The 21,456-nt window shown below is 53.6% G+C and carries 20 protein-coding genes; 11 read left to right on the top strand and 9 right to left on the bottom strand.

Annotated features, from left to right (window positions below; genetic code table 11):
- Window positions 1-30 precede the first annotated feature (30 nt).
- From D5269_RS04795 to D5269_RS04775, 5 genes are all read left to right on the top strand, one after another.
- A complete protein-coding gene (locus D5269_RS04795; protein WP_120483832.1) occupies window positions 31-981 on the top strand; it encodes an ABC transporter permease in 951 nt (316 codons plus the stop codon).
- On the top strand, window positions 978-1,805 hold the full coding sequence (locus tag D5269_RS04790; RefSeq protein WP_120483831.1) for an ABC transporter permease: 828 nt from the start codon (window positions 978-980) through the stop codon (window positions 1,803-1,805). Before D5269_RS04795 ends, D5269_RS04790 begins: the two co-directional genes overlap by 4 nt.
- 11 nt (window positions 1,806-1,816) lie before the next feature.
- Window positions 1,817-2,773, top strand: coding sequence for an ABC transporter ATP-binding protein (locus tag D5269_RS04785; RefSeq protein WP_120483830.1), 957 nt, complete (start codon window positions 1,817-1,819; stop codon window positions 2,771-2,773).
- On the top strand, window positions 2,764-3,363 hold the full coding sequence (locus D5269_RS04780) for an ATP-binding cassette domain-containing protein (RefSeq protein WP_016314909.1): 600 nt from the start codon (window positions 2,764-2,766) through the stop codon (window positions 3,361-3,363). Before D5269_RS04785 ends, D5269_RS04780 begins: the two co-directional genes overlap by 10 nt.
- A 435-nt stretch (window positions 3,364-3,798) precedes the next feature.
- Window positions 3,799-5,595, top strand: a complete 1,797-nt coding sequence (locus tag D5269_RS04775; protein ID WP_158604858.1) for a methyl-accepting chemotaxis protein — start codon at window positions 3,799-3,801, stop codon at window positions 5,593-5,595.
- A gap of 150 nt (window positions 5,596-5,745) precedes the next feature.
- Here D5269_RS04775 and D5269_RS04770 read toward each other — a convergent pair whose 3' ends face one another.
- Both D5269_RS04770 and cimA read right to left on the bottom strand, forming a co-directional pair.
- Window positions 5,746-5,928, bottom strand: coding sequence for a hypothetical protein (locus D5269_RS04770; protein ID WP_147407916.1), 183 nt, complete (start codon window positions 5,926-5,928; stop codon window positions 5,746-5,748).
- Between the two features lie 14 nt (window positions 5,929-5,942).
- The gene (gene cimA / locus D5269_RS04765; protein ID WP_120483828.1) at window positions 5,943-7,535 is read right to left on the bottom strand and encodes a citramalate synthase; all 1,593 of its coding nucleotides are present in this window, start codon (window positions 7,533-7,535) and stop codon (window positions 5,943-5,945) included.
- A gap of 257 nt (window positions 7,536-7,792) precedes the next feature.
- Here cimA and dapF point away from each other — a divergent pair, with 257 nt between their 5' ends.
- From dapF to D5269_RS04750, 3 genes are all read left to right on the top strand, one after another.
- The gene (gene dapF / locus D5269_RS04760; RefSeq protein ID WP_031219394.1) at window positions 7,793-8,623 is read left to right on the top strand and encodes a diaminopimelate epimerase; all 831 of its coding nucleotides are present in this window, start codon (window positions 7,793-7,795) and stop codon (window positions 8,621-8,623) included.
- Between the two features lie 160 nt (window positions 8,624-8,783).
- Window positions 8,784-9,977, top strand: coding sequence for an LL-diaminopimelate aminotransferase (locus D5269_RS04755; RefSeq protein WP_120483826.1), 1,194 nt, complete (start codon window positions 8,784-8,786; stop codon window positions 9,975-9,977).
- Window positions 9,977-10,366 carry a PH domain-containing protein gene (locus D5269_RS04750; RefSeq protein ID WP_016314914.1) on the top strand — a complete coding sequence of 130 codons (390 nt, stop codon included), beginning with the start codon at window positions 9,977-9,979 and terminating at the stop codon, window positions 10,364-10,366. The genes D5269_RS04755 and D5269_RS04750 overlap by 1 nt, the downstream gene beginning before the upstream one ends.
- 197 nt (window positions 10,367-10,563) lie before the next feature.
- Here the strand turns inward: D5269_RS04750 and adhE are convergent, their stop codons facing one another.
- The 4 genes from adhE to D5269_RS04730 all read right to left on the bottom strand — a co-directional run bounded on the left by adhE (window position 10,564) and on the right by D5269_RS04730 (window position 15,452).
- Window positions 10,564-13,176, bottom strand: a complete 2,613-nt coding sequence (gene adhE / locus D5269_RS04745) for a bifunctional acetaldehyde-CoA/alcohol dehydrogenase (RefSeq protein WP_120483824.1) — start codon at window positions 13,174-13,176, stop codon at window positions 10,564-10,566.
- A 172-nt stretch (window positions 13,177-13,348) separates the two neighbouring features.
- Window positions 13,349-13,735, bottom strand: coding sequence for a hypothetical protein (locus D5269_RS04740; RefSeq protein ID WP_120483823.1), 387 nt, complete (start codon window positions 13,733-13,735; stop codon window positions 13,349-13,351).
- Between the two features lie 283 nt (window positions 13,736-14,018).
- Complete coding sequence (locus D5269_RS04735; protein WP_120483822.1) at window positions 14,019-14,633, bottom strand: nucleotidyltransferase family protein; 615 nt, start codon at window positions 14,631-14,633, stop codon at window positions 14,019-14,021.
- Between the two features lie 6 nt (window positions 14,634-14,639).
- Entirely contained in the window at window positions 14,640-15,452 is an 813-nt protein-coding gene (locus D5269_RS04730) for a polymer-forming cytoskeletal protein (protein ID WP_120483821.1), read from the bottom strand.
- 256 nt (window positions 15,453-15,708) lie between these two features.
- On the opposite strand from D5269_RS04730, the gene D5269_RS04725 reads away from it, so the two are divergent.
- From D5269_RS04725 to D5269_RS04715, 3 genes are read left to right on the top strand one after another with little or no spacing between them, the layout of a single operon-like run.
- Entirely contained in the window at window positions 15,709-16,170 is a 462-nt protein-coding gene (locus D5269_RS04725) for a MarR family transcriptional regulator (protein ID WP_016314919.1), read from the top strand.
- A gap of 43 nt (window positions 16,171-16,213) precedes the next feature.
- Entirely contained in the window at window positions 16,214-16,837 is a 624-nt protein-coding gene (locus tag D5269_RS04720; protein ID WP_120483820.1) for a cytidylate kinase-like family protein, read from the top strand.
- Window positions 16,834-18,165: an MATE family efflux transporter gene (locus D5269_RS04715; protein WP_120483819.1), complete on the top strand. Its 1,332-nt coding sequence runs from the start codon at window positions 16,834-16,836 to the stop codon at window positions 18,163-18,165. Before D5269_RS04720 ends, D5269_RS04715 begins: the two co-directional genes overlap by 4 nt.
- A 71-nt stretch (window positions 18,166-18,236) precedes the next feature.
- Here D5269_RS04715 and D5269_RS04710 read toward each other — a convergent pair whose 3' ends face one another.
- From D5269_RS04710 to D5269_RS04700, 3 genes are all read right to left on the bottom strand, one after another.
- The gene (locus D5269_RS04710) at window positions 18,237-18,587 is read right to left on the bottom strand and encodes a cupin domain-containing protein (protein WP_016314922.1); all 351 of its coding nucleotides are present in this window, start codon (window positions 18,585-18,587) and stop codon (window positions 18,237-18,239) included.
- A gap of 235 nt (window positions 18,588-18,822) precedes the next feature.
- Window positions 18,823-20,385 (bottom strand): autoinducer-2 kinase, encoded by a 1,563-nt coding sequence (gene lsrK / locus D5269_RS04705; RefSeq protein WP_120483818.1) that lies wholly within the window; start codon window positions 20,383-20,385, stop codon window positions 18,823-18,825.
- 50 nt (window positions 20,386-20,435) lie between these two features.
- The gene (locus tag D5269_RS04700) at window positions 20,436-21,371 is read right to left on the bottom strand and encodes a sugar-binding domain-containing protein (protein ID WP_120483817.1); all 936 of its coding nucleotides are present in this window, start codon (window positions 21,369-21,371) and stop codon (window positions 20,436-20,438) included.
- Window positions 21,372-21,456 lie beyond the last annotated feature (85 nt).

The raw sequence follows: 21,456 nt of genomic DNA, 5'->3' as shown, positions 1-21,456 counted from the left end.
CTTTGGTGGATCGGCGGGAAACTGATCCGGATGGTAGTTCTGACATTGGGGGTGAGCGTGGCGGCATTCGCGCTGGTTTCGCTTTCCCCGCTCGACCCGCTTCAGGCGAACATCGGGCAAACCGCCCTTGGCAGCATGAGTGCGGAGCAGATCGCTCGTTTGCAGGGCTACTGGGGCGTGGGGCAGCCGCCGGTAGAACGGTATCTGAACTGGCTGTCTGGATTCCTCCGGGGGGACCTCGGTGTTTCGCTGCTCTACCGGCAGGAGGTTTCCCGGGTGATTGCTGAAAAGATGGCCCATTCGGTCTGGCTGATGGGGTTTGCATGGTGTGCCTCCGGGGTGCTGGGGGTCGCGCTCGGGATGATCGCCGGGGCGAGACGCGGCAGTCTCTCCGATCGGCTGATCCAGGGCGGCTGTCTTCTGGTTTCGGGCACCCCATCCTTCTGGATTGCCCTGATGGCGCTGATTGTGTTCGCAGTCTGGCTGGGGTGGTTCCCGATCGGATTGAGTGTCCCGATCGGTATGGAGGCGGCGTATGTCAGCCTTGCCGACCGTCTGCACCATGCGGCACTTCCCGCACTCGTGTTGAGCATTACCGGGATTCCCAATATCGCCCTGCACACCCGGGAAAAGATGGTGGAGGTGCTCGAGAGCGACTATGTGCTGTTTGCGCGGGCGAGAGGGGAACGGACAGCGCAGATCGTCCTGCGGCATGGGCTGCGCAATGTCCTGCTGCCCGCGATCACCTTGCAGTTTGGCGCGATCGGAGAGATTTTTGGCGGGTCGACGCTGGTTGAGCAGGTGTTTTCCTATCCCGGCCTGGGACAGGCGGCGGTGGCCGCAGGGCTGGGGAGCGACCTGCCGCTTTTGATGGGGATTTCCGTCATCAGCGCAGGGATCGTTTTTGGCGGTAACCTCGCTGCCGACCTGCTTTATGGAGTGGTCGATCCACGCATCCGGAAAGGTGGTGCCCGCCGATGAGCCGACATCTCAACCGGCGGCAGCGGACGTTTCTGTTGCTGTTCTGTTCGGTTATAACACTGCTCGCAGTGACGGTCGCAGGCGGTCTGCTTTCCGGACAGGCGATGGTCACCGACTTTTCCCGCAAAAATCTTGCGCCCTGCATGGCCTATCCGTTCGGTACCGACTGGATGGGGCGGGATATGTTTGCACGCACGCTGGCAGGGCTTTCGATGAGCCTGCGGCTTGGTGCATTGACTGCCGGAATCAGTGCGGTTGCCGCGCTTGTGATCGGGCTTTTTGCGGCAACCTCCGGACGCGTCGGAGACGCGCTGACCGGTTGGCTGATTGATCTGGTGATGGGGATTCCGCATATCCTTCTGCTGATCTTGATTTCCCTGGCTTGCGGCAGAGGGCTTACCGGGGTGGTGGCTGGCATTGCGTTGACCCATTGGCCCTCTCTGGCCCGCCTGCTTCGTGCAGAGCTGCTCCAACTGCGGGAAAGCCCGTTTATCCGGATTGCTGAAAAACTGGGGATCGGACGTCTGCGGATCGTTAGAGAGCATCTGTTCCCGCACCTGCTTCCACAGTTTCTGGTCGGGCTGGTGCTCCTTTTCCCACATGCAATCCTGCACGAAGCGAGCATCACCTTTCTGGGGTTTGGGCTTCCGCCCGAGCAGCCTGCTATCGGGGTCATTTTATCGGAGAGTATGCAGTATCTTGCCATGGGACGCTGGTGGCTGGCGGTTTTTCCCGGTGCGCTTCTGGTTCTCGCAGTGATGCTGTTTTTTACACTTGGAGAGAATCTGCGCTGTCTGCTTGACCCGGGCAGCGTACAGGAATAGGGGGTTCTGTTATGCGGCAATCCGACCCGATTCTAAAGGTTGAGGGTCTTTCTGTGTCGTTTTTACAGTATGGACACGGGATGCGGCAGAAACAGCTTCATGTCGTGCGCGGGCTTGATTTGTCGGTCTATGAGCGGGAGGTCGTAGCGGTTGTGGGGGCGAGCGGTTCCGGGAAAAGCCTGCTCGCCCATGCCATCCTCGGCCTGCTGCCTTATAACGCCCACATGGAGGGGACATGCAGCTTCCTGGGGGAACCGCTGGATGAGGCACGCCTGCGCAAACTGCGGGGAAGGGAAATTGTCCTGGTGCCGCAGGGGGTCAGCTACCTCGACCCGTTGATGCGGGTGGGCGCACAGCTGAATGGAGCGAAAAGAGATCCCGATTCCCGAAGGCGCACGCGGGAATCGCTTGCCCGGTATGGCTTGGGGGAAGAGGTCGAACGGATGTATCCGTTCGAGCTTTCGGGCGGGATGGCGCGCAGGGTGATGATCGCGGCGGCTGTGCGCTGTATACCAAAGCTGGTGATCGCGGACGAGCCGACGCCAGGGTTAAACCCCGAAGCCGCACAACGGATTCTAGGGCACTTCCGGGAGATCGCCGATGGAGGGGCGGGGGTTCTGCTGATTACCCATGACCTTGAGCTGGCTCTGGCTGTTGCTGACCGGGTGGCGGTCTTTTATGCGGGCAGGACGCTCGAAGAGGCATCGGCAGCAGATTTTGCGCGGGAGGAAACGCTGCGGCATCCGTATACCCGCGCACTTTGGCGGGCCATGCCGCAGAACGGATTCGAGCCGGCCGAGGGAGTACAGCCCGATGCGGGGAAAGAATGGGAAGGATGCCCGTTTGCGCCGAGATGCCCTTTGCGCGATGCGGGCTGCGCAGCAGAGCCGCCGGTCCGGGAGATTGGGGACGGGTGGGCGCGGTGTTTTCATACCGGGCTGGATAAGGGGGGAAATGGATGGCTTTGACAGCGGAACAGATTTCGTTCCGGTATGAGAAGGGCGGACGGAGGATTCTCCAAAAGCTCGACTTGACCGTTGCGCCGGGGGAACGGCTGGGGATTGCCGCCCCGAGCGGTCGCGGAAAAACAACGCTCTGCAAAATTCTGGCGGGCTATGAGCACCCGGATGAAGGGTGTGTCCTGGTCGATGGAAAGCCTCTGGACAGCATCCGCGGATACTGTCCGGTTCAGATGGTCTGGCAGCATCCGGAACTGGCAGTCGATCCAAGGATGCGGCTGGGAAGGACGCTTGCAGAGGCAGACCGGCTGGAACAACGGGTGATCGACGGGCTGGGGATCGAGCCTGCATGGATGAGCCGGTATCCTTCCGAGCTTTCCGGCGGGGAACTGCAGCGGTTCTGCATCGCTCGCGCACTTGGCCGGGGCACTCGTTACCTGCTTGCCGACGAGATCAGCGCGATGCTTGATCTCATCACCCAAAGCCAGCTTTGGCGTTTTCTGATGACCGAAACCGAAAAGCGGGGAATCGGTCTGGTAGTGGTCAGCCATTCTCAATCTTTGCTGGACCGGATATGTACCCATGTCCAAAAGATATAGATACAAGCCACTTTTTTGTGCGTTTCGGGAAAAAAATGATTGTTGGGAATCCAGGCTTGACCAAACGGAAATGCTCTGCTATAGTAATAAAAGGACCCGTTTGTATGATATAGATGTATAAAAGCATCGTGGGAAGAGTTGCTTTTGGATAAAAACATTTCATCATATCAGACGTTCCGGTATACAGCAGAAACATGGGGGAGAGTTTCTGGACGTCGTGAGATATCTATGAAATGCCCCCGAGGAGTTTGTCTGAAAACAGGAAAGTAGATGGATTTTTGTAGATAACAAGCGGATATCAGGATGAAAAATGCAGGAGTGCCTGATGTGCTCCACACGTTTTCAATGTGGTATCTGTTGTTCTGTAAGAGAGATAACATTTTCCGTTTTTCAAACAGTCTCCAGGTAGAATACCAAGTAGAGGGGATTAAGCGCATGAAGAAAAAAAGCAAGTCTATTCGAAAGCAAATTATGTTGGGTTACAGCCGCATCATGCTGGTGATGCTTCTCTTGGTAGCCCTCTCGTTGGTCTCTCTGGTGCGTATTGAGCAAAGTTATCGAGTGGTTTCCAGAAACAGGAATAATCAGGCGCACACCCAGTCTGCACTGGCGAAACACTATGAGTGGCTGGAGCTGTTCAATGACAGTATACAGGATGGGGTAGAATTTAAAGGTAGCCTGAACCACAACACCTGCCAGCTCGGGCTGTGGCTCGCGGATCTGAATGAGGAGGATCTCTCTGACCCGGTGGTTGTAAGCACATTGCAGATGATTAAGCCCCCGCATGAGCAGATGCATACCCTGGCCACCGAAGTTTTGTCCGTTTCAAAGCGGGACAGAGAGGAAGCGCGCGGTCGGTACATGAACGAGATCAAGCCGCTGGTAAATCAGGTAATCGAGGGCTTGGGGCGGATTTCAGGCCAGTATGAGAAGGTTGCGGACGAAACCTCTGAAAAACTGGAGAGTACGATTTTTTCCCTGATTGTAATTAGCATCCTTGGCGCTCTGGTGGGTTTTCTGGTTGCGGCATTCTATGGCAATCGCTCTTCCAAACAGATTTCCGGTCCGATTGTCGCTGTAGCCGACTGGTCGAACAGGCTTTCTCAGGGTGCGGATGAGATCGAGTTCGATGAAAAGATGCTGGCAGGCAACCAGGATAACGAGATTGGCGCGATGATTCTTTCGTTCCAGAGAATGGTGGACAGCATACACGAAAATGTGTCGGTAGTCCAGCGGCTCGCCCAGGGAGATATGACGGTATTTGTCAATATCCGTTCGGAAGACGATGTGCTCGGAAGCAGCCTTTATCATCTTGTGCAGTCGAATGATTTCATGTTTGCGAAGATTATTAAGGTTGCGATGTCGGTTGCGTCCAGTTCACATGACATTGCGAATGCGAGCCAGATGTTAGCGGATACTTCTGTGAAGCAGGCTGCTGCGGTACAGGAACTCAACGATTCCACCGAGGAAACCAAGGCGCTTGTGGAGAAAAATGCAGAGCAGATGGTACATGCGACCGGGCTTTCCCAGTCGATTCGGCAGGATGTGCAGTACAGCAATGAGAAGATGGAAATGCTTGTCCGCTCGGTGAAAGAGATCAATGAGTCCTCCCGGAAGATCGCGAATGTGATTAAGCTGATTGATGATATTGCGTTCCAGACCAATATTCTGGCTTTGAACGCCGCGGTAGAGGCGGCGCGTGCCGGAGAAGCAGGAAAAGGCTTTGCGGTTGTGGCAGATGAAGTGCGTACACTCGCGCTCAGAAGTTCGGAGGCTGCAGATGAGAGCAAAAATCTCATTGAGGCGACAATGCGTGCAACTACCGAAGGAAGCAGGATCAGTTCAGAGGCGTTTGACACCTTCCAGCATATTGTCGAAGACCTCGACCGAATCACTGAAGTGGTTTCAAACATCTCTGACTCGTCCGAGAGACAGGAGAACGCAATTACCCGCATGCATACACAGGTCGAGTTGATCAGAGATTCGATTACGGCCAATGCATCGGTAAGTGAGGAAGCTGCCGCCGCAAGCAACGAGATGAGAGAGAATGCGAAACTGCTGGAAGAGGAGATGCGTCAGTTCAATCTGCGTCAGCGGAGAATGGGTCATGCATATATCCCGCCCGAGAAGCGGGGTGATGAGGAATTCATCCGAGAAGCAAACGAGAACTATCAGAAAGCGCTTCGGGAGAATTCTGAAGTAGCACTTCGAGAAGCTGCCATGCATGGATAAAAAAGCAAGCTCCCCCGAAAGGCAGCTTGCTTATCAAGACAGCATCTACTAACAAATTGAAAATTGTGTAGTTACAAAACAGGATGCTTTTCAAGTAGGTATGGCAATCAATAAAAGTCATACCTACTTGTTTTTTTACTTTATGGCGCGTCAAGCCAAACGCAAATATCCAAAAAATGCCACCTTAAAAAACACCAAAAATGGAAAAATCTTTAAATCATCTTGTGTTTCCAGAATATGCTTTAAAATAGTCTCTCTTTTTTGGCTCCACTGGCGTTCTGGCGAACTTTGGCTGTAGTGCTTGCTGTCTGACATCAGCGTTGTTTCGTCCATCAGATACGACTCGATCAGGGTTGAAAGGATTTGTTACCATTTCCAGTCCGGTCATGGTAGAGCTTATACTCCATTGAATCGACCAGGGCGCGGATCGAAGCGTTGATGATATCGGTCGAGACGCCCACAGTTGTCCAACTCGTCTCCCCGTCCGACGATTCGATCAGTACCCGAACAAGCGACGCTGTCGCGCGTCCTGCCTCCATGACCCGCACTTTATAGTCGATCAGACGCACCCCGCCGAGACTGGGGTAAAAGACTTCGAGTGCCTTTCTCAGTGCCCGGTCAAGTGCGTGCACCGGGCCATCCCCCTCGTCAGCAGTGATCTCGAACTGGTCGTCTACACGCAGTTTGACCAACGCTGACGCCATATGTCTGTCAGCAGAATCCTGCTCACCGATGATCCGGAACAATTCCAACTGGAAAAAAGGGGTAAACCGTCCCAGTTCTTTGAGTACCACCAGCTCAAAACTGGCGGTTGCAGCCTCAAATTGGTACCCCTCAAATTCCAGCTTCTTGAGCCGGTCAACCAGCCGGACGAGCGCAGGCGAGTCCTTAGATAGCCCGGGGACCAGATCGACAATTTTGGTCATCAGGGCGGTGCGGCCCGAAACCTCCGAAAGCAGGATTTGCCGACGGTTGCCAACCATCTCGGGATTGATGTGCTCAAATGCAGCGGTATTCTTTTTTACGCCGTCAACATGCATCCCACCCTTATGGGCAAATGCCGCCTTTCCGACATAGGGCATCGAGTGGGGCAGGCGCATATTGGATACTTCCGAGATAAAACGGGCGGTCTTGGTCATCTGGGGAAGCCGATCCTCAGGGATGCAGGTATAGTCCATCTTGATCTGAAGGTCGGCAATCATAGTGGAAAGATTTGTATTTCCACACCGTTCCCCAAAGCCGATGTAGGTGCCCTGAATCTGGTCAGCGCCTGCCTGCACAGCTGCAATCGTATTTGCGACCGCACAACCGGTATCGTCGTGACAGTGCACCCCGATCATGCCGGGAAACTTCCGGACCATATCCCCGGTGATGCGTCCGATTTCATCTGGAAAGCAGCCTCCATTGGTATCACAGAGCACCAGCTTACGTGCACCCGCGTCTTTGGCTGTCTGAAGGGTCTGTACTGCATAATAGGGGTTCTGCTTGTAGCCATCAAAAAAGTGCTCGGCGTCAAAGATCACCCGCTTTCCAAACCGCGCGAGATAGGCAACTGTATCCGCAATCATCTCCAGATTTTCCTCTGGAGTCGTCCCGAGAACCTTCCGCGCCTGCCATTCCGAGCTTTTTCCGAACACTGCGACCCACTCAACCCCAGCTTCGAGCATCGCCTGGCAGTTTTTGTCCTCCGCGACCGGGATGCCCCGACGCCGGGTAGACCCAAATGCTACCAGTCTGGATCGGGTCAGTGAAAGCTCCCCTTTCCGGCGGAAGAACTCCGCATCTTTTGGATTGCTGTAAGGATTGCCTGCTTCAATGTAATCGATCCCGATTGCGTCGAGCGCGCGGACAATGTTCAGTTTGTCCTCCACCGAGTAGGAGACATTTTCGCTCTGTGCCCCATCCCGCAAAGTGGAATCGAAAATCTCGATCTTTTTCATCTATCAAACCACCTCTTCGCATTTTTTCATTTTACCACAATCCGTTTCTTCAAACAAGCGGGGGACGGGCTGCAATCTTTCCGGATTTCTCCCCGGTTTTGGCTGTATTTTTATGAAAAACGGAGGTTTCTTCATTTTTCACTTTACATCGGTGAAGTTTTGCGATATAGTTAGACAAGTTCACGATGACATTTATGCGACTCAAATCGGAGCCGTTTTCAGCAGGGGGGATCAACTTGAAACTTCACTTTTCAAAGATGCATGGACTGAAGAATGATTATGTATACATCAACTGCCTTTCGGAAAAATTGAAACATCCGCAGGAAGTCGCGCGGCTGATCAGTGACCGGCACTGCGGAGTCGGTTCAGACGGCCTGATTCTGATCTGTCCTTCTGACCGGGCGGATTTTGCTATGCGGATGTTCAACATGGATGGGTCGGAGGGCAATATGTGCGGTAATGGTATCCGGTGTATGGGGAAGTACGTCTATGACCACCGGTTGACGGAAAAGACCCAGGGTCTGGCCATCGAGACGCGCAGCGGCGTGAAATACCTTGATCTGACCGTTGAAAATGGACAAGTGGTGTGGGTGTCGGTCGATATGGGAGAGGCTTCCACATGTGCGAAGTCGGTCCCAGTTGCCACAGATTACGATGACTTCGTCAGCCAGCCGATGTTGGTATGTGGGGAGGTCTATCTGGTCACCTGCGTTTCGATGGGGAATCCCCACGCGGTTATCTTCTGCGAGGAGATTGACAGTCTTGACCTGCCGGTGATCGGGCCACTGTTCGAACATCATGAACGGTTTCCGGAAGGGGTCAACACCGAATTTATTCAGTTGATCGACCGGGAGACGCTCCGCATGCGGGTCTGGGAGCGGGGCAGCGGCGAAACATTCGCCTGCGGCACCGGCGCCTGTGCATCGGTCGTTGCAGCGGTGCTGAACGGCCATTGTGATCCAGACCGGGAGATCACGGTTCACTTGCGCGGCGGAGACCTCAAGATTACCTGTACCTCAGACTTCACCGTACGGATGCGCGGTCCTGCAACCCATGTATTTGATGGAGAGATTGAGCTCGATTTATAACCAACAGGACAATAGGCGGTTGGTTATCCGAACATTTGCACATTTTTTTGAATTGTGGTTTTTGTCTGCAGGCCGCAGCATATGTTTTGAGCGCAGCCCGCGCCGAAGGCAGTTTTTTAAAGAGCAATATTAGGATGGAGATTGAAAGGGGAGGATTGCTTTGGCAAAGATCAACCAGCATTACCGGCAATTGAAGGACAGCTATCTGTTTTCGGATATTGCGCGCCGGGTAGCAGCATTTTCGCAGGCGCACCCAGAAAAGGAGATCATCCGTATGGGGATAGGCGATGTGACCCTTCCTCTGATGCCGTCGGTTATCTCAAGCCTGCACAGCGCAGTAGAGGAGATGGCTGACGCTTCAACCTTCCGTGGATATGGCCCGGAGCAGGGGTATGGCTTCTTACGGGATGCAATCAGGGCATACTATGTTCGTTTTGGGGTACAGCTCGACCCGGATGAAATTTTCGTAAGCGACGGCGCAAAAAGCGACCTCGGGAACATCACCGACCTGTTCTCGGCTGATAATACAGTTCTGATTCCAGACCCGGTCTATCCGGTCTATGTTGACACCAACCTGATGAATGGACGAAAGATTCTTTATATGAATGCCAATGCGGAGAACGGATTTCTGCCGATGCCAGATCCCGAAGTCCGCGCGGATCTGATCTATCTTTGCTCCCCCAATAACCCGACCGGTGCGGTTTACACACGGGAGCAGCTTGCCGCTTGGATAGATTATGCGCTTGCGCAGGATGCTGTCTTGCTGTTCGATGCGGCCTATGAAGCGTTTATTGGGGATTCCTCTCTTCCGCACAGTATCTTTGAGCTGCCCGATGCCAAAAGGTGCGCAATCGAGTTCTGTTCCCTTTCTAAAACCGCCGGATTTACTGGAACCCGCTGTGGTTATACCATTATACCCAAAACGCTCAAGATTGAAGGGATGTCCCCAAACCGGATGTGGAATCGCCGTCAGGCCACCAAGTTTAATGGCGTGCCTTATATCATCCAGCGAGGGGCAGAAGCGGCCTTTTCGGAGGAGGGGGTCCGGCAGTCTCAGGAAATGATCGCATATTATAAGAAGAACACCGCGGTGATGGCGGAAACCCTTGAACGATGTGGGGTGCATTTTTTCGGCGGTGTGCATTCCCCCTATCTCTGGATGGAGTGCCCTGATCGGATGGACTCTTGGACCTTTTTTGACTATTTGCTGGAAAATGCCGCAATCGTCGGCACACCCGGAGCAGGCTTTGGTATAAATGGAGAAGGCTATTTCCGTCTGACCGGATTCGGCAGTCAGCCAAAAACGATGGAAGCAATGCAGCGGATCTCATCCCTGCTGAAAGGAGCAAACTGATGGAACCGTTGACTTACCTGTGGAAAGACCGTAAACGCATTCTGGGAATGCCGATCTCATTCACGAAATATGCACTGACCGAGGACCGTATTTTTATGGAAACGGGCCTGTTGAACCTGTGCAGTGAGGAGGTCATACTCTATCGGGTGCGGGATATGACCTTGAAAATCTCGCTTGGGCAAAGGATTTTCAGAGTTGGAAGTGTCGTTCTCGCATCTTCGGACAAGACCACCCCTGTATTGGAACTGAAAAATATCAGACAGCCACGCGAGGTCAAGGAGCTGATCCACCGCCAAGTCGAAGAGATGAAGCGCAGCCGGCAGATGCGGGTCGGAGAGATACTTGATGATGGTGATGGATGCACCCACCTGGAAGAGGATGACGATTGAAAATCGCTGTACCTTCTCAAAAGATGTGCTGGTTCTGAAACATTTTGAAATTTTGGATTAGGGCAAAAGCCTGCTTACAAATGGTCAGCAGGTAGAAATTGTTGTGAGCTTGTACCGTACCGATCGGAAGCGTCTCCTCCGAAAGAATGGGGAGATACCAAAAGAGGAACCCCCGCCATTCGGCGGGGGTTCGGCGCTTATTTACCATAGAAAGCTCTTTTGTAAAGCTCGGCAATCTCCGAAACGAGTGGCTGACGCGGATTCGCGGTTGTGCACTGGTCGGAATAGGCGCGGTCAGCGAGCTGATCGACCCCTGCCATAAAGATTTTCTCATCAATGCCGCAAGCCTGAATGCTCTCAGGAATGTTGACCTCTTTCATCAGGTCGCGGATTGCCTTAATCAGGCTCTGCACACCTTCCTGTGTGGTTTTGGCGGGCAGACCGAGATAGCGGGCGATTTTCGCATATTTCTCATCGGCGATGAATTTTTCATATTTCGGCCAGATGGTGAATTTAGTCGGCTCGGTTGCGTTGTACTCAACCACATACGGCAGAAGCAGCGCGTTTGCGCGTCCATGCGGGATGTGATATTCGCCGCCCAGTTTGTGCGCCATCGAGTGGTTCAGGCCAAGGAATGCGTTGGTAAACGCAAGACCTGCGATACAGGAAGCGTTGTGCATCTTCTCACGCGCTTCAAAATCGGTAGAACCATTCTTGTATGCGCGGGGGAGATACTCAAACACCAGCTCGATCGCGCGGACTGCAAGACCATCGGTGTAGTCGGAAGCGAGCACCGATACATAAGCTTCCAGCGCATGGGTCAGAACATCGAGGCCGGTGTCCGCAGTGGCGGATTTGGGCAGAGATACAACAAACTGCGGGTCGATGATTGCAACATCCGGGGTCAGCTCGTAGTCTGCCAGCGGATATTTGATATTGCCGTTTGCCTTGTCGGTAATAACCGAGAAGGAGGTGACCTCCGAACCGGTCCCCGAGGTGGTCGGGATACAAACAAGCTGTGCTTTGCTGCCGAGTTTCGGGAAATGATAGGTACGTTTCCGAATATCCATGAATTTGAGCTTCAGGCCATCGAACGAAGTGTCGGGATGCTCATAGAACAACCACATGCCCTTCGCCGCATCCATCGCCGAACCGCCGCCCAGCGCGATGATGACATCCGGCTTGAAGCTGTTCATGGCTGCGACGCCGCGCATGATTGTTTCGACCGACGGATCCGGCTCAACCTCCGAGAAAATCTCGGCATGGCAATATTCAAGGCGTTTGCGCAGATAGTAGAGGATTTTGTCAACATTGCCGAGCTGAACCATCATCGGGTCGGTAACGATAAACGCGCGGCTGATGTCCGGCATCTTCTCGAGGTATTGAATGGAATCGTTCTCGAAATAGATTTTGGGCGGAATCTTGAACCACTGCATGTTGACTCTCCTTTTCGCGATGCGTTTTTTGTTGATGAGGTTGACCGAAGAGACATTGGAAGTGGTAGAGTTATGTCCAAACGAACCGCAGCCCAGCGTCAGAGATGGCATATTGGTGTTGTAGATGTCACCGATCGCGCCCTGAGAGGACGGAGAGTTAACGATGATACGTCCAACCTTCATCTGCTCGCCGAAAGCATTGCAAAGCTCGGAATTGGTCGAGTGGATAACCGCCGAGTGGCCCAGCCCGCCGAGGTCGAGCATACGGGAGGCGTACTCGAAGCCCTGATGATAGTCCTTGACGGTGAAGTATGCCAGAACAGGGGAGAGCTTCTCGAGAGAAAGCGGATACTCGCGGGAGGGTTCAGGCAGCTTCGCGATGAGGATTTTGGTCAGTTCAGGGACTTTCACGCCCGCCTGCTCTGCGATCCAGAACGGGGATTTACCAACAACATCCGGATTGACTGCGCCCTTGTCAGCGCGCATCACAAAGCGTGTGACCTTATCGATCTCGTCACCGGTGAGGAAATAGCAGCCATGCTTTTTCATAAACGACTCGAACGGAGCCGAGATTTCCTCGTCGACGATGACCGCCTGCTCAGAAGCGCAGATCATACCGTTATCGAATGTCTTGGAGAGCATCAGGTCGGTGCAGGCACGCTCGAGGTTGGCAGATTTTTCGATGTAGCAGGGGACGTTGCCCGGACCAACGCCAAGGGCCGGCTTGCCGCAACTGTAGGCTGCCTTGACCATGCCCGCGCCGCCAGTAGCGAGGACGAGCGAGACAAGCGGATGGTTCATCAGCGCTGCGGTTGCTTCGACTGAGGGGAACTCGATCCACTGGATGCAGTTTTCGGGAGCGCCCGCTTTGACTGCCGCATCATAGACCACCTTTGCTGCCGCCGCGGAGCATTTTTGTGCCGACGGATGGAAGCCGAAGATGATCGGGTTACGGGTTTTCTGGGTGATGAGAGATTTAAAGATGGTGGTGGAGGTGGGATTGGTCACCGGGGTGACGCCCGCGACGATGCCTACCGGCTCTGCAACTTCGACATAGCCTTCCATGTCATTCTCGTCGATAATCCCGACCGTCTTTTCATATTTGATCGAGTGGTAGATATACTCGGAAGCAAACAGATTTTTGGTAATCTTATCCTCATAGACGCCGCGACCGGTCTCTTCAATCGCGAGCTTCGCGAGTGCCATATGCTGGTCAAGCGCAGCAAGCGACATCGCCTGTACGATGTTGTCGACCGTTTTCTGATCCATCTCCATATACTGTTTGAGCGCCTTGTCAGCCTTTTGTACCAGATCGTCAATCATCTTGTCGATGTCTACTTCGGGTACAGCGGGCTGGGTATTTGCCTTTTCCATCGCAGTGACCTCCTTGGTTCTCAATTTAATAATTATAGATTGGGGTGCCTGTTCAGCCTTTTAGCTGTTACGATCAGTATACCACATTGTTAAAGTTTTGACAATATGGCATTGAAGAAAATAAAGAAACATTTTCCTTTCGTTTTTTGTGCAATCTGTCAAGATGCACCTATTATTTCAAAACGAACGGGAAAGATGGATTTCTGACCCTGTACCATTCGCCGTCCGTATATAGATAGCAGCTGTCCGGCCCGTTGATCCGATAGGAAAAATCGCCATCAGGAAGTGAAAAATGGTAGACTTCTCCTCCGCTCACATCACTCGGGGAATCTCCCTCCTTGAAACGCTCATGTTTTAGGGAAAGCCCGGATGCCCACGATCGGAGCATCTCTATCTGTTCGTCGGCAAGGGAAAATTCAGTCTGTCCTTCGCAGTCGTAGCGTGTCATAACCACTGAGGAAAGCTCCGAGGAAATCTTTCCCATAAGTGGAGAAGGCTGCGCTGCACAGCCTGTGAGCAGAAAAAGAATGCAGAGCAGGGGAACAAGACATTTTTTCATTCCAGTACCTCTCTTCCACCGATCTTTTAAAAAGGATATCATGAAGATGGTGGATGTTCTATCTTAATTTTGTAAACTTTTAGAGTCTGTCTATTGCGAAAGCCCTCCCCTAAAATGGGAGGGCTTTCGCATACACAATAGTATACAAACAAAAAACCGGCAGCTATATCCAGATGGTTTTGGCTGCCGTATGCCGGCATTGCTCTTGCGTTACAGCCCTGAAGCTGTCGTCAACAGCACAGGCTGCGGCAATGTCACCATTTCCGGGATAGACGATCCTTGGTTAAAAATCAGTGCGCGAACTGACACATAGCTGCTCCAAATATTTGAGATCAGCTGGCGTATCAATATCAAGCAATTCCTGCGGTCCCTCTGCCTCGACAATCCGCAGCAGATGAGAATACTGCGCGATCACCGAGCTGCCCGACTGGTGCGGTGCAAGTGTGGCGAGTGCGGAGAAAAGGGAAGAGGGAAATAGGACTGGATTACCTCGATTGCCCTTCCAACCGAGCGCAACAATAGCATCCGGTTCAGAACAAAACCGGTCCACCAGTGTACAGATGCTCCGCACACGCACCAAGGGCTGGTCACAGACTGAAAAAAGGCAGCCATCAAGCGAGCAATCGAATGCATTCAAACCGAGACGAATGGTCTGCGCAATATCACTGGCGGGATCGGGATTTTTGACCACCTGAAATCCATAGCGCTGTGCACTGGCAGAGACCAGCGCACAGCGGGTAACGGCAACCGTCTGGCAGAACCGTTCAACCGGGAACCGGTTGAACACGAATTCTGCCAGCGGCATACCGTGGAATTTCGCAGTCAATTTGTTGGCCTGAAACCGCTTTGACTGTCCCGAAGCGAGAAAAACGCATCCGACCCGCAGGGAACCAGACATTCGAATTTAAACGGTCGCCTTTTCAGGCTCCTCTTTTTTCTCCTGCTCTGCATCGGGTTTGGCGGCAGATTCAGCAGGATCCAGACGCTCAAACTTCAACTCCGGCTTGGAATCGTCCGCAGCTTTGCTGTCGGATCCAGATCCATCCGGGGTTTTGTCGTCCGGCTTGGAGAAAACCGGGGCTTTGTCATCCGGCTTTGGGGCCTCAATCTTGATTTCCGGTTTCGGCGGCTCGGGCGGCTCCGGTTCCTTCTGCTGCATAATCACAGAACCATAGACAATTGCGCCCTTGCTGACTTCCATCTCTGGAGTGGTAATGTCACCGGTGATTGCACCAGTGCTGCTGATGACTGCGGATTCGGTCGCAATTACATTACCGGTTACCCTTCCGCTGACACTGAGCGTGCCGGTACGGACGTTGCCGTCCACAACCGTGTTGGCGCCCAGAACCGCAGATTTCTCCGCCAGAATGTTGCCCTTGATCTCTGCGCCACTCGCGACAAAGGTAGCACAATCAATGTCCCCGGTGATTTTCCCGTAGACCTTGACAACGGCAGTGCTCTTGACATCGCCCTCCACAGTACCGAAGATGTCCAGATTGTCTTCAGAAACGATGTTTCCCGTAATGACTGTGTTTCTGGAAATCGAAGCGGTCAGATCGGCCTCCTTTGTAGTCTGTGCCGGCTCGGCAGCCTGCGCAGAGGCCTGTGCCGACTCAGGAGCGGGCTGAGGTGCGGGTTTCTCCTCGACCACAGGCGGGACAATCACCGGCGGTGCAGGGGGAATGGGCATCGGCTGGGGTTTTTTTCTTCCGAACATAGGCGTTCAACCTCCTCAGTAAACTTTCCACATCTCTAATTATCGTCTTTTTTAAAAAAAATGCAAGTGAAATCTGCGATTTTCTTAAAAAGAATCTGAATAATTGAAAATAGCTATCAAATATCATCAATTTACCCATATATTTTCACCGTTTTCAGGCGTTGCATATCAATTTCACAAAAAAGGGTTGACTCAAGTATGAAATCGGACTATACTAAACAAGTACGAAATCGGACAGAAAGGATAATGGAGGAAGATGGAGACAATATCGGGATATGAATTAAAGGAATTCAATCGCGTGTATAAGGAGATGGACGATCTCTACCACGAGATTGCTCTGAAGCTGGGGCTGTCGGACAGCGCGTTCATCATCCTTTATGCCCTGTGTGAACAGGGAAATGGCTGCCTGCAAAAGGATATCTGCGCACAGGCGTTTGTAAGCAAACAGACTATCAACTCGTCGATCCGCAGGCTTGAAAAGAAGGGGATACTCTTTCTCGAGCCGGGAAAAGGGCGGGATATGCACATCTGCCTGACCGAAATGGGGCGGCAGTTTGTACAGGAAAAGATTGTTCCGGTTGTTCAGATGGAAAACAGCGTGTTTTCCGGGATGTCCCCGATAGAAAGCGCGGAGCTTCTGCGGCTGAACCGCAAATATCTTGAGCAGTTCCGCGAAAAGGTGGGAGCATTTTTGAATGGTACGGCGAAGAGGCCGTGACCATCTTTTCAAAAGACAGGACTCAGAGGAGGAATTGCGCAAGATGAAACTGATTACGGTCGGCCGTGAATTCGGAAGCGGCGGACGGGAGCTGGGAAAGCGCCTGGCGGACACGCTTGGCTTTGCCTATTATGACCGGGAGCTGATCTCGGCGGTTGCGGAGAAGAGCGAACTGGATGAACAATACGTTGCGGGCCTGCTTGAACAGGGGCGGGTGACGGGATATCCGTTTACGATTCGCCGGACTTTTTCGTACGGCAGGATGCCGCAGCAGAATACAATGAAAGTGTTGATCATGCAGGAGAAGATCATAAAGGAGCTGGCAGCGGTGGGAAACGACTGTGTGATCGTCGGACGGAGCGCAGATGTCCTGCTGCGGGAGTACCACCCACTTACGCTGTTTGTGCATGCTGAGATGAAATCGAAGGTTCAGCGGTGCCGGGAGCGCGCCATGGAGGGGGAGCGCCTCACCGACCGGGAGATCATACATAGAATCAAACAGGTGGATGCCGGACGTGCGAAGCACCGGGAGCTGATTGCTGGGGGCGGGTGGGGCTGCAAGGAGAGCTACCACCTCTGCATCAATACCTCGGGGCTTTCCATCAGGCAGCTGATTCCGCCGATTGCAGAATATGCTCAATTCTGGTTTAGGAGAACGACACCATGAGAATCCAACTTTCAGAACATTTTAACTATCGGAAACTGATCCGGTTTGTGGTTCCATCCATCATCATGATGATCTTCACTTCGGTTTATGGCGTTGTAGACGGACTGTTTGTCTCCAATTTTGTGGGAAAAACGCCGTTTGCGGCGGTAAACCTGATCTATCCGTTTCTGATGCTGCTCGGCGCGCCGGGCTTTATGATCGGCACCGGCGGGAGTGCGATTGTCGCAAAGACGCTGGGAGAAGGGGACAGGGAGAAAGCCAACCGCTGTTTTTCGATGTTGGTCTACATCACCATTGCGGGCGGCGTCCTGCTTACGCTGGCAGGACTGCTCTGGGTCCGTCCGATCGCGGAAGCACTGGGCGCAGAAGGCGCCATGGTGGAGGAGTGTGTCCGGTATGGCAGGATCATCCTTCTGGCAGGGACTGCGTTTATGCTGCAAAACACCTTCCAGAGCTTTCTGGTCACGGCGGAAAAGCCGCATCTCGGCCTGGCTGTGACCATTGCGGCGGGCCTGACGAATATCCTGTTTGACGCTCTGTTTGTCGCGGTCTTTCGGTGGGGGACGGTAGGCGCCGCAGCTGCCACTGCGATGAGCCAGGTTGTCGGTGGGATACTCCCGTTGCTCTACTTTGCGCGCCCGAACAACAGCCTGCTGCGGCTGACAAGGACTGGTCTGGACGGCAAAGTGCTGCTGAAGACGTGTACCAATGGCTCCTCTGAACTGATGACCAATGTCTCGATGTCGTTGGTGAATATCCTGTATAATTTCCAGCTGATCAGGATGGCTGGTGAGGATGGAGTGGCAGCCTACGGTGTGATTATGTATGTCAACTTCATCTTCGTTTCGGTTTTTATCGGCTATTCGATTGGCAGCGCCCCTGTGATCGGCTACCACTATGGGGCGGAGAACGAAAACGAGTTGAAAAATCTTTTCCGGAAAAGCCTGATCCTTGTCGGGCTGGCGGGACTGGCTATGACCGCGCTTGCCGAACTGCTTTCCCTGCCTTTGAGCAGCATTTTTGTCGGTTACGATGCGGAGCTGCTCACACTGACCTGCCATGGATTCCGGCTGAATTCACTCTCCTTCCTCGTCATCGGGTTCAATATCTTTGCTTCTGCATTTTTTACTGCGCTCAACAACGGCGTAGTTTCCGCAGTGATCTCGTTTCTGCGGACCCTTGTTTTCCAGATCATTGTGGTGCTGGTGCTTCCTGTCTTCATCGGTGTGGACGGTATCTGGCTCTCGATCGTCGTGGCCGAGCTGCTTGCGCTTGCCGTGAGCATCTGGTTCTTTTTGGGGCAGAGGGGGCGGTACCGGTATGCTTGAATGGTGCCTGCTCTCTGCATTCGAAAAAACCTCCCTCCGGTATTTCCGGAGGGAGGTTTTTGGAGTCCGATTCAATAGGTGGGATTTTCGACCTCCACCTTGTCTACCTCTTGGTAGGGGGCCAATGTGGAGACCATCTTCACTGGGACGTCATAGGCGTTGCGGCAGTAGTGGACCTCGTTTGGCTCGATATGGATCAGGTCACCGGTTGAGAGGGTATGTACCACGCCATCCACAACGATGTCAATTTTTCCCTCAAGAATGAAGAAATCCTCTTCCATGATATTGTGATAATGGGCGCGGAAATCCTGCCCGGGCATAAACTGCACCAGGGCGAAATTCATACGGGGGCCTTTCATCAGATATTTGGGACCGCTATTACCAAAGCGGTATTCGCGGTCATTTTCATTGATAACAAACATGGCAGATTCTCCTTTTCTATAAATGGAAGCGCTTCAAAAGAGGCAAAACGATTCTTTTTGAGCCTGCACCGGTCCCGACGCAGAGGGCTGCTTATAGCAGCCCTGCTTCAGATTGCATAGTCATCCGGCACGCTTTGCGTGCCGGATCGCTTTTGTCCGCCGCTTCCAAACGGATGCCTGTTTGGAAGTGTGCTGACTAGATCATCAAACTCATTCGAAAGGGAACCGAGTACTTTTACAAACCCGGCGCAATCCACATATTTTTGGTGAGCTTGCGGTCACACAGGTCGAGCTGCGTGCGGTAGACCTGCCGCCAGGGTCCGTACATTTCCTCGTAAATCTCATGGTTTTCCGGATTCGGGAGGAAGGTGCGATCGGCCCTTGCACAGCGCTTCACCCCTTCGGCGATCGAGGGGTAGATTCCCGCACCGTAGCCTGCCAGAATCGCGGCTCCAAGTGCAGTCGCTTCCTTCACCACTGGAGTGGTCACCGGCTTACCGGTCACATCTGCTAGAATCTGGCTCCAGAGCGGGCTTTTGGAAGCGCCGCCTGCGAAGATCAGGCTGTCCGGCTCGTTGCCGGTTGCCTCTTTGACCAGCTGGATATGCCCTTTGACGATCATAGCAGTGTTTTCGAGGATCGCGCGGTAGAAGGTGTAGCGGTTGAACTTTTCCGGTTCCAGTTCAAAGTTGGTGAAGGTGGGTGAGGCATGCTTCCAGTTGATGAAGTTCATCACATCGCTGAAACAGCACATCATGCCGTAACAGCCTGCCGGAATCTTTTCCGCCTGCGCATCCATCAGGGCATAAGGGTCCTTTCCGGACGCCTCGCCCTGTGCCTTTTCCAGCTCACAGAACCCGTCTCGGAACCAACGCATGACCAGTCCGGGTTTGAAGGCGAGCGCCTCGTACTGCCAGACGCCCGGGACTGCATGACAATTGACCCGCACCCGCCCGAACGGGTCGGTCTTACCACTGTCGGTATTGAATTCATATTGCCAGAAGCTGCCGCCAAACACGACCCCCTGTCCCGGTTCGGACGCGCCCACGCCGATGGTGCCGAGCTGGCAGTCGCCGCCGCCGACCACAACCGGTGTTCCTTCGGCAAGCCCGGTCAGGCTGGCGCCCGCTGCGTTCACTGCGCCTGCAACCTCACCGCATTCCAGGACGCGGGGGAAGATGTCGCCGCGCAGGCCGCACCGCTCGGCGATGGAAGGATCCCAGTTGCGGCTCTGCAGATCGAACAGGCCGGTAGTGGAACCGTTGCTCGGCTCGACAGCGAGCACCCCGGTGAGTTTATAGATCAGCCAGTCGTTGAACATACCGACCGCCGCGGTCTTTTCATAGATGTCCGGCATCTTATCTTTCACCCACAGGATGCGCGGGATGGCGTTGAGCGCGTAGCTCTGGCCGGACTGCTGGTAAAGCTCTTTTTCCAGATCGGGGTTGGAGCGGATCAGCCTGCCCACCTCGTCGGTGCTGCGCGCGTCCACGTTGGCACAGGCCCAGATTTCGTTCCCGTCCTTATCATAAAGCAAAATGCCTTCCCGCATACAGGTCGTCGAAACAGCGGCAACATCCGCCGGAGAGATGCCGGTTTCTTTCAGCACATCGCGGATGCATCCGCTGGCCAGCTCCCAGTTATGTACCCAGTCGAAATCCATGCTGCCGGGGTAGCGGGGGTCCTCACGGTGGGACCACTCCTGCTGGGAGCATCCGATCTGGTTACCCTCCAGATCAAATACCACGGCGCGGACACTGCCGGTACCGGCATCTACTGCCATCAGGTATTTTGCCATAGATCAACCAACTCCTTTTGTGTTTTATAATGTATATGATGTGATACAAATTACGTCTGGTCGTGGGGATGCAGCAGAACGGTGGCGGTCTCCTCATCGGTGATGAGTACATCCAGATAATGCCCGTTCAACACGGCCCGGATCGCATCGACCTTGTCGAGCCCGCCAGCCACACCGATGACATTGTTCATCCGCTTCAAGTCTTCCAGAGGGGTGCTCAACAGCCGGTTGTCCAGCGTGCTTTCGATCGGGTTCCCATCCTTGTCGATAAAATGGCTCAAGATATCCCCGACCGCTCCCTGGAGGGTCAGCAGCAGGAAATCTTCATGGGTGAGGATGCCGTTTTTGATGATGGTGGCATCATCAGACATGCTGCCGATGCCAACTACCGTCATACTGGATTCCCAGCTCATCTGCTGAATCCGCTGTACCGAAACCTCTTTGCGCAGCTCCTCCACCATTTCCGGCTTGCTCAGCAGCAGCGGGGAGGGGATCAGATGCAGCCGCGCATTAAAGATGCTCGACTGGGTATTCGGCAGGTAGTAGCTGACGCCTCCGGTCAACGATACCACATTGATTGGGATTTCGGTTTTGCGGGCCAGATGGTTCAGAATCCGGCTGGGGGTGTCCCCGTATCCCATATTGATGAAAAAGCTGCCGCCAAGCCGGTCGCTGATATAGATCGCCGCTGCCTGCGCGAGGCTCTCGTTCAGTTCACTCACCCGTCCGGAAATCGGCGTGACAAACACATCATGCAGCCCAAAGCGGGTAATCAGTTCCTTTTCGACCTGCATCCGCCGGTCGCTGTCCTGCCGGATATGGAAACTGATGATGCCATCCTGCCGGGCCTTTTCGAGCAGCCGGATCACCCGCACCCGGCTGACCCCCAACAGCGTGGAAATGTTCTGCTGTGTGTAGTTTTCCATATAATAATACCATGCAGCCTTGACCATCAGGGTCTCTTCGTGGGAAAAGTCACCGTCCATAGAAACCTCCCTGTAAACGCAGGGGAGTCCCCTGCAGAACAAAGTGTAAAAACCGTAACAAAAGTTACTGTTCGGAGAAAATGTT

The organism is Anaerotruncus sp. 1XD42-93 (genome assembly GCF_009917605.1).
Lineage (GTDB): Bacteria > Bacillota > Clostridia > Oscillospirales > Ruminococcaceae > Anaerotruncus.
Note: the sequence above shows the minus strand (reverse complement) of the source record. Positions and strands in the feature narration are given on the sequence as shown.